We start from the raw sequence: 13,446 nt of genomic DNA, 5'->3' as shown, positions 1-13,446 counted from the left end.
AGGGGCGGGGCGTCTTCGGTACGCTCTGTCCTCTGAAGGCCCCTCACCCGATCGCCTTCGTTTCACTCGGCTCTCGTCCTCTCCCCGCAGGCGGGGAGAGGTAATTTTTTACTTCGCCTTGTCGCCCCAGAGCTTCTTCAGCGCCGGGCCGCGGCCGCAGCCGATGTGATAACGGTCATACTGGTCCTTGTTCGTTTTCCAGTAATGCTGGTGATAGGCCTCGGCCGGATAAAACGGCAAACCGGTCTCCGTCGAACGTACGATCAAGGTCCGGATCGGCTTGCCCAGTTCCTTGCCCACCGCGATCTTGGAGGCGACGGCGGCCGACTGCTGGCCTTCATTGAAGGTGAAGATGGCGGTGCGGTATTGATCGCCGGAATCGCAGATCACCCGGCCCTGGGTCGTCGGGTCGGTCGAATGCCAGAAGGCGTCCAGCAAACTCTGATAGCTGACCTTCTTTGGATCGAAGGTCACCTCGACCGCCTCGACATGGCCCGTACGGCCCTGGATCACCTGATTATAGCTCGGGTTTTTGACCGAGCCGCCCATGAAGCCAGCCCGCGTCGATGTCACGCCCGGGACCTGGTCCAGCGCTTTTTTGCGTGCTCCAGAAACAGCCGCCGGCAAAGACGGCGACCTCCGCCTGGGCCGCGCCGGCCATCAGGCCAACCGCGACAACGGCGGATAAAAACAAACGTCTCAGCATGATGAGCTCCTAGGCCGGGATGAATTTCAGGGCGACGCCGTTGTTGCAGTAGCGCTTGCCGGTCGGGCGCGGGCCGTCGTCGAAGACATGGCCCTGGTGGCCGCCGCAGCGCGCACAATGATATTCCGTGCGCGGCACGCCGATCTTATAGTCGGTCTTCGTTTTGATATGGCCCGGGATCGCCTTCCAGAAGCTGGGCCAGCCGGTGCCGCTGTCATACTTGGTGTCGGAACTGAACAGGTCCAGGTCGCAGCCGGCGCAGACATAGGTCCCGGGGCGCTTTTCGTCCAACAGCCGGGACGAGCCTGGGCGTTCGGTCCCTTCCTGGCGAAGGACATTGTAAGCCTGCGGCGACAGCCGGCGTTTCCATTCGGCGTCGCTGAGGTTCAACGGCTTGATGGTCTGCGCTGCGGCGTCGGGCGCCTGGGCTGTGCAGCCAATGGCGACGCTTATGGCGGCCAGGGAGAGGCAGGAGAGAAGGTGACGACGGTTCATCTGAGGTCCTTTCGATACCCCTTATACGCCCAAAGCCAGGATTAGGTTACAGGCTTCGGTGTCGTGTATTAACGAAACCTTGTGGTATTTGGGTCTCAGGGGCCACCGTATCTGGTTTCAAAGCGGCCTGTGGCGGGCCTTGTCACGGAACCGTCACACAACTGTAGCCTCGCTGTCATTTACGACTTCTATAGGACCGGTCCTATGGGCCGCACTAGGGGAAGGAACGACGTCATGTCGTCATCCAGCGTGCCTCCGAAACACGTTTGGAGACGATTTATGATCACTCAGAATAAACTGCGCACGCTGCTTTTGGCCACCGGCGCCACCGTTGCCATCGCCGCTTCGCTCGCCGCCTGCGGCGCCGACGATATCTCGTCTCCCGGCACGGGCGGCAATGTCAGCATCACCTATCCGCCTGCCACGTCGTCCTCGAGCAGCTCCAGCTCGTCGTCGACCCTGGTCGTGGCCGCGTCGGGTTGCCCGACCATCGCTGATCCGCAAGGCCTGACCGACGCCGGCACCATCACTGGCCCGACCGGCACCTGGCGCGTGTGCAGCCTGCCGTCGCGCATCAACAAGTCCATCGTTCTGACCAAGGTTCCTGGCCTGCTCTACCAACTGCCGGGCCGCGTTGACGTCGGCACCGACGGTGGCTTCACCAAGACGGCGGCGGACACCAACGTCACCCTGACGATCGAGCCGGGCGTGATCATCTATGGCGGCACCGGCATTTCCTGGCTGGCGGTCAACCGTGGCAACAAGATCAACGCCGTGGGCACGGCCAGCAAGCCGATCGTCTTCACGAGCCGCGACAACGTCCTGGGCCTGAACACCGACTCGTCGCAAGGTCAATGGGGTGGCGTGGTGCTGATGGGTCGCGCCAAGATCACCGATTGCACCAGCGGTTCGACGGCCGCCGGCACCTGTGAGCGTCAGACCGAAGGCGCTGCCGACCCGGCCGTGTACGGCGGTGCGGACGATACCGACAACAGCGGCCGTATGTCCTACGTCCAGATCCGCTACTCGGGCTACGTCCTGGGTGCGGACAAGGAACTTCAGTCCCTGACCACCGAAGGCACCGGCTCTGGCACGATCCTGGATCACGTCATGAGCTTCAACAGCTCGGACGACGGCGCCGAATTCTTTGGTGGCGTGGTCAACATGAAGCACTACGTCGTTGTCGGTGCTGACGATGACAGCCTCGACCTGGACGTCGGTGCCACCGGCAACTTCCAGTACGGCCTGCTGATCCAGCGCCCGGGCTTCGGTGACGCCCTGTTCGAAATCGACAGCAACGGCAACGAAACCCATCTGCCGCGCTCGACCCTGAAGGTTTCGAACTTCACGGCCGTTCAGGGTCTGGTGTCCTCCTTCAACGAAGCCAACGACCTGGCGTCTTCGCTCTTCCGCGGCAATTCGGATACGACCCTGATGAACTCGGTCATCTATACGCCGAACAACGAATGTATCCGCATGAACGGTACGGGCGCCACGCCGGCGACCCTGGCCGCGCGCTCGGTTGTCCTGTCGTGTAACGCCACCAAGTTCCTCGGCGGCGGCAGCCTCCCGGCTGCGACCGTGTCGACCCTGTTCGGATCCGGCGCCAACAACAACAATGACGCCTTCACCTCGACCCTGACGGGTGGTTTCATCAACGGCGCCAACGAAACCGCCGTAACGGCCTTCGACGTCAGCGCCCTGCCGGGCTTCACGGCAACGACCTACATCGGCGCCGTGAAAGACAGTGCGGATACTTGGTACGCTGGCTGGACCTGTAACAGCAGCACGGCCAACCTCGGGTCGGCCAACAGCGCCTGTACGTCTCTGCCGGTTAACTGATCCGACGTCACTCGCTAAATGGGGAGGGGTGGCTGGAGACGGCCACCCCCTTCTAATCAGATTCGCTTTTGCCCAGGGGATTGGGACAATGAACTCGCGGTGGCTTACGTCCGTACTATTGATAACGACTGCCTTAACGCTTCCTTCTCTGGCGCGCGCTGCCGACCTGCAGGATCAGGCGGGTGTGCAAACCCTTCCGACGCAGGATTCTGCTGGTGAATCGGCGCCTCCGGCTCAGGAAGCTGAGGTAGCGCAACCCCAAGAACAGCCGGATGTATCCATCCCGGGTGGTTCGGAAGGCGGCGCCATCACGGTTCGCGGCCGGCGGGGCGCCATGAGCGTTCGGTCCGGCGGGCAGGTCACCTCCGTTCTGTCCACCGAGCAAATTCAACGTTCGGGTGAAGGCAACATCGCCGGTGCCCTGAATCGCGTGACCGGTCTCAGCCTGGTCGGTGGCGGCTATGTCTATGTCCGCGGCCTGGGTGACCGTTATTCGCTGGCCCTGCTCAACGGCTCGCCTCTGCCGAGCCCGGAACCGCTCAAGCGCGTGGTTCCGCTCGACCTCTTTCCGACCAATGTCGTCGCATCGGCCCTGGTCCAAAAAAGCTACTCCGTTAATTTCCCCGGCGAGTTCGGCGGCGGCGTCATCAATCTGACGACACGCGCCGTTCCGACGGAAGCCTTCCTGACCATCGGTGGCGGTATCTCCGCCGACTCGGAGACGACGGGCAGCCTGGGATATACGTATTACGGCAGCAAGTCCGACTGGACGGGTTACGACAACGGCAACCGTGACATTGCGCCGGCCATGGCGGCCTACTTCGCCAGTGGCGAACGTATCAGCTCCGGCAATGTGGACACCAAGAAGATTGCCAGCGAACTGATCAATGGGCGCAATGCCCTGGTGCAGCGCTGGCCGGAACTTCCGGTCAATTTCTCTGCCAGTATCACGGCGGGCAAGCCCTTCGAACTCGAGAATGGTGCAACCCTCGGTGTGATCGCCGCAGCCGGCTACAGCAACAAGTGGACGACGCGCGACTCGATCAATCAGAACTCGCTCTCGAGTGATCTTGCGGATGTCGAATCCGATTTCCGCCGCGTAACGACCGATAATCGCGTTGTTGCCAACGGTCTGTTCGGTCTTTCGCTGGTCAAAGGCGACACCAAGGTGCGCTGGACCAACTTCTATGTCCACGACACCATCAAACACACGCGCCTCAGCCTCGGCAATCGCCATGGCACCAATGTCGACTACATGCAGCAGAGCACGGCTTGGTTTGAACGCGAGCTGGCCAACACGCAGATCGTCGGCGAGTTCAAACCGACAGAAAAGCTCAGCCTCAATGCCAGGGCCAGCTATGCCGAAACCAAGCGCGTGTCGCCGGGGGAACTGTACTTCGAATATGTCCGCACCAACGCCGATGCGGACCTGTTCGGCAAGTATTTCATCAATCGCCTGAACAACGGCAACTCCGGCGATGCCACAATCAGTTACTCGGATCTGAGCGAGCGTCTGATGTCGGGCAGCTTCGATGCGCGTTACAAGCTGACGTCGCGCCTCGCGGTGTCGGCGGGCATCGACCTTGCTGATACGCGTCGCGAGAGCTCGCGTCGGGACTTCCAGTTCCAGGCACCAAATACCTTCCCCAACGGCGTCGACATGTTCCGGCCCGACTACCTGCTCGAACCCGCCGTGATCAATAATTTCGGCGTGGTCATGATCGAGTCGAACGAAGGCAATCCGGCATTCCTGGCGACGCTTAAGACCGACGCCGCCTTCCTGAAGCTCGACGGCGATCTGAACGACGCGTGGAAATTCGATGCCGGCCTGCGTTACGAGCACGCAGAGCAGGACGTGTCGCCGGTCCAGGTCTTCAAGACCCCCGGCGCATCCCTGGCAGCGACTCACCTCGACGAATCCTATGTCCTGCCGGCAGCGACCCTGACGTGGCAGGTGAATGCGGATGCGCAACTTCGCTTTAACGCCTCCAAGACGCTGGCGCGGCCGCAGTTCCGCGAACTGATCTATCAGTTCTACTTTGACCCGGAAAGCAACCGGACGTATCGCGGCAACCCGCTGCTGGTCGATAGCCAGCTGACCAATGCCGAGGTACGCTATGAGTGGTACTTCGCTGCGGGCCAACGCGCGACGATCGCAGGCTTCTTCAAGCAAATCGAAAACCCGATCGAATCCTACGTCTCCGGTGACGATTTCACGACGAGTTTCGCCAATGCTCCGAAGGCGGATCTCTATGGCTTTGAAACCGAAGTTCTGAAGTACTACGAGATCCCTGCCTGGCTTCCGGGCCACGGGGGAGATGTCTGGAACGACCGGCGTATTCTCGCCTCGGCCAACTATACCTATTCCAAGTCGTCGCTGAGCGTCGGCGAGGACGACAAGGCCTATGCCTTTGCTGTGAGTACGACCAAGGCGACCGACTTCTTCCGCGACGGTGTGCCCATGACGGGACAGTCCGAGCACATTGCCAATATCGAACTGGGCATCGAGAGCCAGGACCATCTGTCGCAGCAGACCCTTATGATCAACTATGCGAGCAAGCGTGCGACGAGCCGCGGGCTGGCGAACAGCGGGCAGCCGGATATCTTCGAGTATCCCGGTTTGCGCGTCGACTTTGTCGCCCGTCAAGGCCTTACCGTTCGGGGCCGCGACCTTGAAGTCAAGTTCGAAGCGCGCAACCTGACCGGCCAGAAATACGAAGAGTATCAGGAGTCCGGCGACAACCGGATTGATATCAACACGTACAAGCTCGGCACGGTCTTCTCGCTGTCCCTGCAGGCCAAGTTTTAATCCGTAGACGGAATAACACCTCTAAGCCCCTGGCGGATCGTTCCGGCAGGGGCTTTTGTTTTGGTACTTGCAAATTGGCAAATATGACATAATGCGGTGCAGAATCGGTGGCTGGAAGGCGTTAACCTTCAATTTCACCGAGGCGCTAAACGACTGTCACGAAGCTGTCATAAAACGCAGGTACCGCCAGCGGCAAGAGCCCGGAACGGGTGGAGATACAATGATGTTCAAGAAGATTCTCGCAATCGCGCTGCTGGCCGGTCTGGCCGCATGCAGCCAGCCCAGCAACAAGCCGGCTTCAACGATTGCCGGTGCGGGCGCCACCTTCCCGGCGCCTGTCTATCTGAAATGGGCCGAAGGTTACAAGGGCGCCAGCAAGGTCAGCGTCAATTACAATTCCGTCGGTTCCGGCGCAGGCGTCAAGCAGCTCCTGGCCAAGACCGTCGATTTCGGCGCGTCGGACAAGCCGATGAAGCCGGAAGATCTCGATAAGAACGGCCTTTATCAGTTCCCGACCGTGATGGGCGGCGTCGTGCCGGTCATCAACGTCACCGGCATTGCACCCGGCCAGCTCAAGCTGAATGGCGCCGTGCTGGGCGACATCTTCCTGGGCAAGATCACCAAGTGGAATGATCCGGCCCTGGTCGCGCTGAACCCCGGCGTCAACCTGCCGGCCACCGCCATCACCGTCGTCCACCGTTCGGACGGTTCGGGCACCTCCTTCCTGTTCACCACCTACCTGGCGTCGCAAAACGCCGAGTGGTCGTCCAAGGTGGGCGCTTCGGACGCCGTCAACTGGCCGCTGGGCCTGGGCGGCAAGGGCAATGACGGCGTCGCCGCCTTTGTCAAGCAAACCGAAGGCTCGATCGGCTACGTCGAATACGCCTACGCCAAGAAGAACGGCACCGCCTTCGTCCTGCTGCAGAACAAGGCCGGCCAGTTCCCGGCGCCGGGCGCCGACTCCTTCGCCGCCGCAGCCGCCAGCGCTGACTGGGCGAATGCGCCGGGCAATTACGTCCTGCTGCTGGACCAACCGGGCGAGCAGGCCTGGCCGATCACCGGCGCGACCTTCATCCTGGTTTACAAGGACCAGAAGGCCGCCGCCAAGGGTACGGCCGTGTTGCAGTACTTCGACTGGGCCTATCAGAACGGTGACGCCGCCGCGGCCGAACTCGACTACGTGCCGATGCCGGCCAGCGTGAAGACCATGGTGCGTCAGCAGTGGTCGCAGGTCACGTCTGAAGGCAAGCCCGTCTACACCTCCACCAACAAGTAAACCCTTTCATCCAGGCCGTCCCGTGTCCGCTCCCCGACCCGCAGTTTCTACGGATCAGATACCGGTACGCCGGGACGTCCTGGATCCTATCTTCCGTTATGTCGCCTTTTCGGCAGCGACCCTGCTTTTGGCCGTTCTCGGCGGCCTGATCGTTGCCTTGCTGATCGGCGGCTGGCCGGCCCTGGCCAAGTTCGGGCCCAGCTTCTTTTTCTCAACGACCTGGGATCCTGTACGTGAGGTGTTCGGCGCCGCCGGGCCAATCGTCGGAACTGTCGTGTCGTCGGCCCTGGCCCTGGCCATGGCTCTGCCGATCGCTCTGGGCATTGCTATCTTTCTGACCCAGTTCTGCCCGCGGGTGATTGCCCAGCCGATCGCAATCATGACCGAACTTCTGGCCGGTATTCCGTCGATCGTCTACGGCATGTGGGGGCTGTTCGTCTTCGCGCCGTGGTTCGCCAAGCATATCCAGACACCGCTGTCGGGGTTGGGCGGCCTTTTCGCCGGTGTCCCCAATGGCGCCAACATCTTTACCGCCTCTGTGATCCTTGCGGTGATGATCCTGCCTTACATGGCGGCGGTCTTCCGCGAGCTGTTCCGCAGCATTCCGCCGCAGGTGCGCGAAGCCGCCTTTGGCATGGGGGCGACGCCGTTTGAAGCCGTGACCCGCGTCCTGATCCCCTACGTGCAAAAAGGCCTGGTTGGCGCCGTCATGCTGGGTTTCGGCCGCGCCCTGGGTGAGACCATGGCGGTCACCTTCATCATCGGCAATTCGCACAACTTCCCGACCTCGTTGTTTTCCTCCAGTTCGACCCTGGCCTCGACCATCGCCAATGAGTTCGGCGAAGCCTCCGGTATGCATTCTTCGGCGCTGATCGCGCTTGGGTTGGTGCTGTTTCTGATCACCTTTGCCGTGCTGGCCCTGGCCCGCTGGCTGTTGTCGTCGCAGCGGTATTAAGGAGATATGGCATGACCGTGAATCCGAGCCGCGCTGCCCGCCGCAAGATGGTGAGCTGGATCTTTACCGGGGCCTGCATGTTGGCGACGGGGGTCGCCCTGATCGCCCTGATGCTGATCCTGTGGTCGCTGCTGACCCAGGGGCTGAGTGGCATCAACCTCGACATTTTCACCAAGGACACCTCGGCCGGTGGCTTGCGCAACGCCATAGTCGGCTCGATCATGATGTGCCTTGTGGCCATGGTCTTCTCGGTCATCATCGGCGTGCTGGCCGGCACCTGGCTGGCGGAAATCGGTGGCAATACGCGTTACGGCCATACGGTCCGTTTCCTCAACGACGTCCTGTTGTCGGCGCCGTCCATCCTGGTTGGGGTGTTTGTCTCGACCATTCTGGTCAATCCGTTCGGAGGCGCATCCGGCTGGGCTGGTGCTGTGGCCCTGGCCATCCTGGCGACGCCGGTGGTGACGCGGACGACCGAGGACATTCTCAACCTTCAGCCCAGCTCGCTGCGGGAAGCCAGCATGGCCCTGGGCGCGTCGCAGTTCATCACCATCCGCCGCGTTATCTGGAAAGCGGCGGGGGCGGGCTTGCTGACGGGCGGCCTGCTGGGCTTTGCGCGGATTTCCGGTGAAACGGCACCGCTGCTGCATACGGCCGGCGACAACCAGTTCATGCATGAGCCGCTTTGGGATATCTTCGGCATGATGTCGAACCAGAACGCCAGCCTCCCGGTCATGATGTACAACTTTGCCCTGAGCCCCTTCGAAGAGGCGAATAAGCTGGCCTGGGCCGGCGCCGTGCTGCTGGCATTTGCCGTGCTCGGGATCAATGTGCTCGGCCGCTGGCTGGCCCGTGAAAAGAAGATGTAAGATGATCGATATGACCACTACGGACATCCAAAGCGTAATCGTGCCGCCGCCGGCCGACAGCCTGGTTCTGGAAGTAAAAAAGCTGAACTTCTTTTACGGCACGCACCAGGCGCTGGACGGCGTCGACCTGCCCGTGAAGCGCCATGCGATCACCGCGCTGATTGGGCCTTCGGGTTGCGGCAAGTCGACCCTGCTGCGCATTATGAACCGCATCTACGACCTGTATCCGGGCCAGCGCGCCGACGGTCAGATCCTGCTGGACGGAGAGGATATTCTTGGTCCGAAGGTCGATGTGACGGCGTTGCGGGCGCGCGTCGGCATGGTGTTCCAGAAGCCGACGCCGTTCCCGATGTCGATCTATGACAATGTGGCGTTTGGGGTGCGGCTGCATGCGTCGAAGACCTCGGCCGAGATGGACGAGATCGTTGAGGAAAGCCTTCGCCGGGCGGCTTTGTGGGACGAGGTGAAGGACAAGTTGCACAAGTCGGGCCTGGGCCTGTCGGGTGGTCAGCAGCAGCGTCTGTGCGTGGCGCGCGGGATTGCGGTCAATCCGGAGATCCTGTTGCTGGATGAGCCGGCCTCAGCGCTGGACCCGATTTCGACGGCGAAGCTGGAAGATACGCTGGAAGAGCTGAAGCGTGACTATACGATCGTCATTGTCACCCATAATCTTCAGCAGGCGGCACGTCTGTCGGACTATACCGGCTTCATGTTCCTGGGGAAGATGATCGAGTTCGGGCCGACGGCGGACCTGTTCGTAACGCCGAAGGTGGCGAAGACCGGGGAGTATATCGGCGGCCGGTTTGGGTAGTGATGTTTCGGGGTTTGGGGCCCGCGGCCCCAAGTCTTCCCTCCTACGAAAAAACCTCGCCCTTTTGGGGGCGAGGCTTTTTTCATGAAAAGAAGGTTTTATGGGGTCGCAGCCCCCAAACCCCATTAGTCTTTCACATAAACCGTCCGTCCGGCCCCCTCCACCGTCGTCCCATCCGTCCGCGTCGCGCGCAGGCTCAGCCGATGTTCACCCGACACCAGTGACCCCTTGGGGAAGCTGTAGGTGAACTGCACCCGCGGATAGTTCGGGTCATAGCCGATCTCGATCGGCGCCGGGCTGTTCTTCTCGTCGATACCATATTTGGCTTCGGTGACGACCTTGCCGTCCAGCACGATCTCCACCCGTGTCAGTCCGATCGGATCGACGGCCATGCCATAGAACTGCTTATCGGTATCGGCTTCGAGGAACTCCCCGCGCTGGGGTTGGGCAATGTACAGCGACGGAATGAACGGACACGGCACTGGCGCTGCAAGGCTTAGAGGTTCCTTGTGCACCCGTGCCGTATATAAAACGATCTCCGTGCGGTGCGGCGTCAGGGTCGTCACCTTGAACGGCTCGATCTCGTCGAAGCTCGAACACAACCGCGCATACTGTGCCCGCAAGGCCGGGTTCTTCTGGATATCGTGCAGGGGATAGTCCGGAACGTTGATCATCAGCACAACCCCCTTGCCGGCGCGGTCGCGCTGCAGGTCATCGAAATCCAGCTTCCAGTCCTGCCGCGCTACCACGAAACGCGCCACGTCGTCATAGGGCTCACGCAAGGTGTAGAGCCGACGATTGCGGTCGCCCTTGCCCGGAAACTCGATGTGGACGGCCGTGCGGTGCCCCGTCGTCGCCCAGGCCACGTCCGGTCCGAACCGCGCCACCGCCCGCGCGTTGGCCGCGGCGATATCCGGTTCCAGCAGTTCGTAATTCTCATTCTGCAGAATGTTATGCTGCCGCTCACGGTAGGTCAGTTCCCCCGAATGGCGATACTCCCACTGGTAGATACTGGCGACGACGCCGACCGCCAGAGCCAGCAACGGGGCCGTCGCGATCAGCCCCTGGCGAAGTAGGCGTCCATTGCGCCCCGCCGCCTTGTCGGTGAAGGCGATGAGCATGCCCGGCACGTAGGGCAGCAGGGGCAGGGTCGCCATGAACGGCCAGTGCGGCATGACCTTCTTGTTGACCACGGTCTGGAAGACATAGAACACGAAGATAACCAGGGCCGAATAGCCCAACAGGCTTTCCGGCTTGGCGCGGTCGTCGACCAGTGCCTTCTTGCCGCCGGCCACCATGGCGATGAAGAAGACCGGCGTGGTGATGGCGAATAGCTGAACGACAAAGGCGATGATTCTGCCAATGTCGGGATCGAAGCGCGGCCGGTTGACGACGTGGAACTGGATGGCCGGCCAGCCTTCCAGCGCGTTGTAGATGACCGCCGGCAACAGGCCGACGACCGCCAGGGCGGCGGTGACATACGGCCCGGGCTTGGTCCACAGGGTGCGCCCCTGACGGTTGGCCAGCATGTAAACCACCATGGCCAGGCCGGGGATGAGAAAACGGAAATGGACCAACTGCCCGAGGCCCGCGCACACCCCGGCCCAGATCCACCACTTCAAGCCTGGCCCGCTCATGGCCCGCAGCAGACAGCCCAGCATCAGCACCAGCAGCAACTGCAAGCCGCCTTCGGGATAGAAGATGGTGCCGTTCAAGGCTACCGGCGGCAGGACCAGCGAGATGATCGCGGCCCAGACGGCAAGGCGCTCGGAGACGACAGGTTTCGCCATCCAGTAGACGGCAAAGGGAATGGCGGTGGCGACGAGCAGCCCAAAAATGCGCAGGGGCCAGACCTGCCAGCCAAAGACCGAGGTGATCAGCTTGGCGATCCATGGGTAGCCGGCCGGGATGTCGGGATACCCGAGGGCGAAATACTCGCCGGAGACGACGAAGTGGCTTTCTTCCCAGATGACGTGGCTGATCAGGCCTATATAGAACCGCCAGATCGTCATGACGGCCAGCAGGACCAGCCCGGCCCGGATCAGGGCACGGTCGTCGCCGAAGAGAGGTTTCTTGTCGGGGGCCTGCTGTGCGCCCAGTTCGTAGAATTCCGCAGCCATAAGGTCTCTCTTTGAGGTGCAAGGGCTTCACCTGCGAGGCCGCAAACACCCTCCTCCCCACAGGTGGGGAGGAGAGGTTCGGTTCTCCTCAATCCAAGATGCAGTCAGCCCTGCCTTGAAGCGGGCGACTATAGACAGGGCTTTGCGCAGAGGGAAGGGCTACGCGGCACCATCAAATACCGTCTTCTGGCCGTGTGCCTTAACGATGCGTTCGAAGACGGCCTCGTCCCATTTCACTTGGCTGAACGGCGGTTGCAGGCCGCCATCGAGGAACGAGCAGCCGCATTCGAAGCAGACTTCAAGACTGCCGAGATATTTGCCGACGTCATCGTAAAAGACAAAGGCATGGCGCGGGATGCAGCATTTCGGGCCCGATTTCCATGTTGTGAAACCGGCAGCCTTTCGCAGGTCGGCAAATTCCACCGCAGTCAGGGCGATGCCTCCGGCCGGGAAACTGCCGTCGTTCAGCTTGCCGTCCGAGGCGACGTCGATCATACCTTCGTTGATATACAGCCGGACCTCGCTGGCCTGCGCGAACGGGCCTGACGCCAGGGGCTTGCCGCATCCGGCCAGCAGCATCAACGCCATTACCCCCCAAAACCACTTCATTTTGCCAGATACCCCATGTCGCTAAGCCAGTCGCCCAAACGTGCCGGCCAGTCGCGGACGGCTTTGCGTTTTGAGCGGTCGCCCATGTTGAAACCGTGGCCGTCTCCCGACAGCACATGCAGTTCGTAGGGCACGTCGGGGTATTTTTTGTAAAGTTTCAAGATCATGTCGAAATCGGCGACGGCCATGCGGTCGTCATAGGCGCTGAGGAAAAAGGCCGGTGGCGGGGCGCGGTCGAGCGATGTCGGGATACCCAGCGGGCCGGGGTAGATTTCAATCAGGAAGTCCGGCCGGGCGTCGACGCGGTCGATCGGATCGGATGCGTTGGGGTTTCCGGCCTGGGGTGTGAAACTCACCAGAGAGGTGAGTTCGCCGCCGGCCGAAAAGCCCATGACGCCGATCTTGTCGGGATCAATGCCGTAGTCAGCGGCGTGGGCACGGACATAGCGGATAGCGCGCAGCAGGTCGGCCTGGGCGTCGCCCTGGATGTAGTAGGGCGAGCCAGGTTCGCGGGCCAGGACATATTTCAGCGCAAAGGCCGTGACCCCCTGACTTTGCAGATATTGGGCGGGTTTCAGGCCTTCTTCGCCAAAGACCAGGTCGCGGTGGCCGCCGCCGGGCACCACGATGACGGCGGCACGTGACGCCTTGGCCGGATCGGGGCGCAACACGGTGAGGGACGGGTTGTTGATCGAGCGCCACCACCATTCGGCATGCTGTTCGGGGATGTCCTTGCGCGACTCGAAGCCCGGCTGGCCCTTATCCCAGAGATAGACGACCTCTTGGGCTGTGGCGGGCAGGGCGCTGAACAGCAGGGCGAAAGCAGCGAGCAGGCCGGCTTTGACGATCATGATATCCTCCCATTATATTTTGCGAGAATAGTCACATATTACAGCAACTGCGCCAAGCGTCAGTAGAGGGGCCCTTTTGTGAGTGCCAAGTTCTTTTTTTCTC

At 61.6% G+C, this 13,446-nt stretch carries 12 protein-coding genes; 6 read left to right on the top strand and 6 right to left on the bottom strand.

Going from position 1 to position 13,446, the window contains the following annotated elements; translation table 11 throughout:
• Positions 1 to 108: 108 nt before the first annotated feature.
• The 3 genes from msrA to msrB are packed head-to-tail and all read right to left on the bottom strand — an operon-like array spanning position 109 to position 1,201.
• Positions 109 to 549: a peptide-methionine (S)-S-oxide reductase MsrA gene (msrA, locus tag ABI_RS14525; protein ID WP_245531357.1), complete on the bottom strand. Its 441-nt coding sequence runs from the start codon at positions 547 to 549 to the stop codon at positions 109 to 111.
• Positions 518 to 706 (bottom strand): hypothetical protein, encoded by a 189-nt coding sequence (locus ABI_RS25970; RefSeq protein WP_211211181.1) that lies wholly within the window; start codon positions 704 to 706, stop codon positions 518 to 520. Before ABI_RS25970 ends, msrA begins: the two co-directional genes overlap by 32 nt.
• Before the next feature lie 9 nt (positions 707 to 715).
• Positions 716 to 1,201 carry a peptide-methionine (R)-S-oxide reductase MsrB gene (msrB, locus tag ABI_RS14520; RefSeq protein WP_040309293.1) on the bottom strand — a complete coding sequence of 162 codons (486 nt, stop codon included), beginning with the start codon at positions 1,199 to 1,201 and terminating at the stop codon, positions 716 to 718.
• A 279-nt stretch (positions 1,202 to 1,480) separates the two neighbouring features.
• Here msrB and ABI_RS14515 point away from each other — a divergent pair, with 279 nt between their 5' ends.
• From ABI_RS14515 to pstB, 6 genes are all read left to right on the top strand, one after another.
• Entirely contained in the window at positions 1,481 to 3,043 is a 1,563-nt protein-coding gene (locus tag ABI_RS14515; protein WP_006273784.1) for a beta-helix domain-containing protein, read from the top strand.
• 334 nt (positions 3,044 to 3,377) lie between these two features.
• Positions 3,378 to 5,852: a TonB-dependent receptor domain-containing protein gene (locus ABI_RS14510; protein ID WP_006273782.1), complete on the top strand. Its 2,475-nt coding sequence runs from the start codon at positions 3,378 to 3,380 to the stop codon at positions 5,850 to 5,852.
• 223 nt (positions 5,853 to 6,075) lie between these two features.
• Positions 6,076 to 7,128 (top strand): phosphate ABC transporter substrate-binding protein PstS, encoded by a 1,053-nt coding sequence (pstS, locus tag ABI_RS14505; protein ID WP_006273781.1) that lies wholly within the window; start codon positions 6,076 to 6,078, stop codon positions 7,126 to 7,128.
• Positions 7,129 to 7,150: 22 nt separating this feature from the next.
• Complete coding sequence (gene pstC, locus ABI_RS14500) at positions 7,151 to 8,083, top strand: phosphate ABC transporter permease subunit PstC (protein WP_006273780.1); 933 nt, start codon at positions 7,151 to 7,153, stop codon at positions 8,081 to 8,083.
• Between the two features lie 11 nt (positions 8,084 to 8,094).
• Positions 8,095 to 8,952: a phosphate ABC transporter permease PstA gene (gene pstA / locus ABI_RS14495; RefSeq protein WP_040309291.1), complete on the top strand. Its 858-nt coding sequence runs from the start codon at positions 8,095 to 8,097 to the stop codon at positions 8,950 to 8,952.
• Between the two features lies 1 nt (position 8,953).
• Positions 8,954 to 9,763: a phosphate ABC transporter ATP-binding protein PstB gene (gene pstB, locus ABI_RS14490; protein ID WP_040309290.1), complete on the top strand. Its 810-nt coding sequence runs from the start codon at positions 8,954 to 8,956 to the stop codon at positions 9,761 to 9,763.
• A 125-nt stretch (positions 9,764 to 9,888) separates the two neighbouring features.
• On the opposite strand, the gene ABI_RS14485 is transcribed toward pstB, so the two are convergent.
• From ABI_RS14485 to ABI_RS14475, 3 genes are all read right to left on the bottom strand, one after another.
• The gene (locus ABI_RS14485) at positions 9,889 to 11,883 is read right to left on the bottom strand and encodes an ArnT family glycosyltransferase (RefSeq protein ID WP_006273777.1); all 1,995 of its coding nucleotides are present in this window, start codon (positions 11,881 to 11,883) and stop codon (positions 9,889 to 9,891) included.
• Between the two features lie 159 nt (positions 11,884 to 12,042).
• A complete protein-coding gene (locus ABI_RS14480) occupies positions 12,043 to 12,492 on the bottom strand; it encodes a hypothetical protein (RefSeq protein ID WP_157138908.1) in 450 nt (149 codons plus the stop codon).
• The gene (locus ABI_RS14475; RefSeq protein ID WP_006273775.1) at positions 12,489 to 13,343 is read right to left on the bottom strand and encodes an alpha/beta hydrolase; all 855 of its coding nucleotides are present in this window, start codon (positions 13,341 to 13,343) and stop codon (positions 12,489 to 12,491) included. Before ABI_RS14475 ends, ABI_RS14480 begins: the two co-directional genes overlap by 4 nt.
• Positions 13,344 to 13,446 lie beyond the last annotated feature (103 nt).

Source organism: Asticcacaulis biprosthecium C19 (genome assembly GCF_000204015.1).
Taxonomy (GTDB): domain Bacteria; phylum Pseudomonadota; class Alphaproteobacteria; order Caulobacterales; family Caulobacteraceae; genus Asticcacaulis; species Asticcacaulis biprosthecius.
This window is presented reverse-complemented; position numbering and strand designations above follow the sequence as displayed.

Coding starts and splice junctions, on each gene's coding strand:
- ABI_RS14480 (WP_157138908.1), bottom strand. CDS start 12,492: ATGAAGTGGTTTTGGGGGGTAATGGCGTTGATGCTGCTGGCCGGATGC.
- ABI_RS14515 (WP_006273784.1), top strand. CDS start 1,481: ATGATCACTCAGAATAAACTGCGCACGCTGCTTTTGGCCACCGGCGCC.
- msrA (WP_245531357.1), bottom strand. CDS start 549: ATGGGCGGCTCGGTCAAAAACCCGAGCTATAATCAGGTGATCCAGGGC.
- msrB (WP_040309293.1), bottom strand. CDS start 1,201: ATGAACCGTCGTCACCTTCTCTCCTGCCTCTCCCTGGCCGCCATAAGC.
- pstA (WP_040309291.1), top strand. CDS start 8,095: ATGACCGTGAATCCGAGCCGCGCTGCCCGCCGCAAGATGGTGAGCTGG.
- pstB (WP_040309290.1), top strand. CDS start 8,954: ATGATCGATATGACCACTACGGACATCCAAAGCGTAATCGTGCCGCCG.
- ABI_RS14485 (WP_006273777.1), bottom strand. CDS start 11,883: ATGGCTGCGGAATTCTACGAACTGGGCGCACAGCAGGCCCCCGACAAG.
- ABI_RS25970 (WP_211211181.1), bottom strand. CDS start 706: ATGCTGAGACGTTTGTTTTTATCCGCCGTTGTCGCGGTTGGCCTGATG.
- ABI_RS14475 (WP_006273775.1), bottom strand. CDS start 13,343: ATGATCGTCAAAGCCGGCCTGCTCGCTGCTTTCGCCCTGCTGTTCAGC.
- pstS (WP_006273781.1), top strand. CDS start 6,076: ATGTTCAAGAAGATTCTCGCAATCGCGCTGCTGGCCGGTCTGGCCGCA.
- ABI_RS14510 (WP_006273782.1), top strand. CDS start 3,378: ATGAGCGTTCGGTCCGGCGGGCAGGTCACCTCCGTTCTGTCCACCGAG.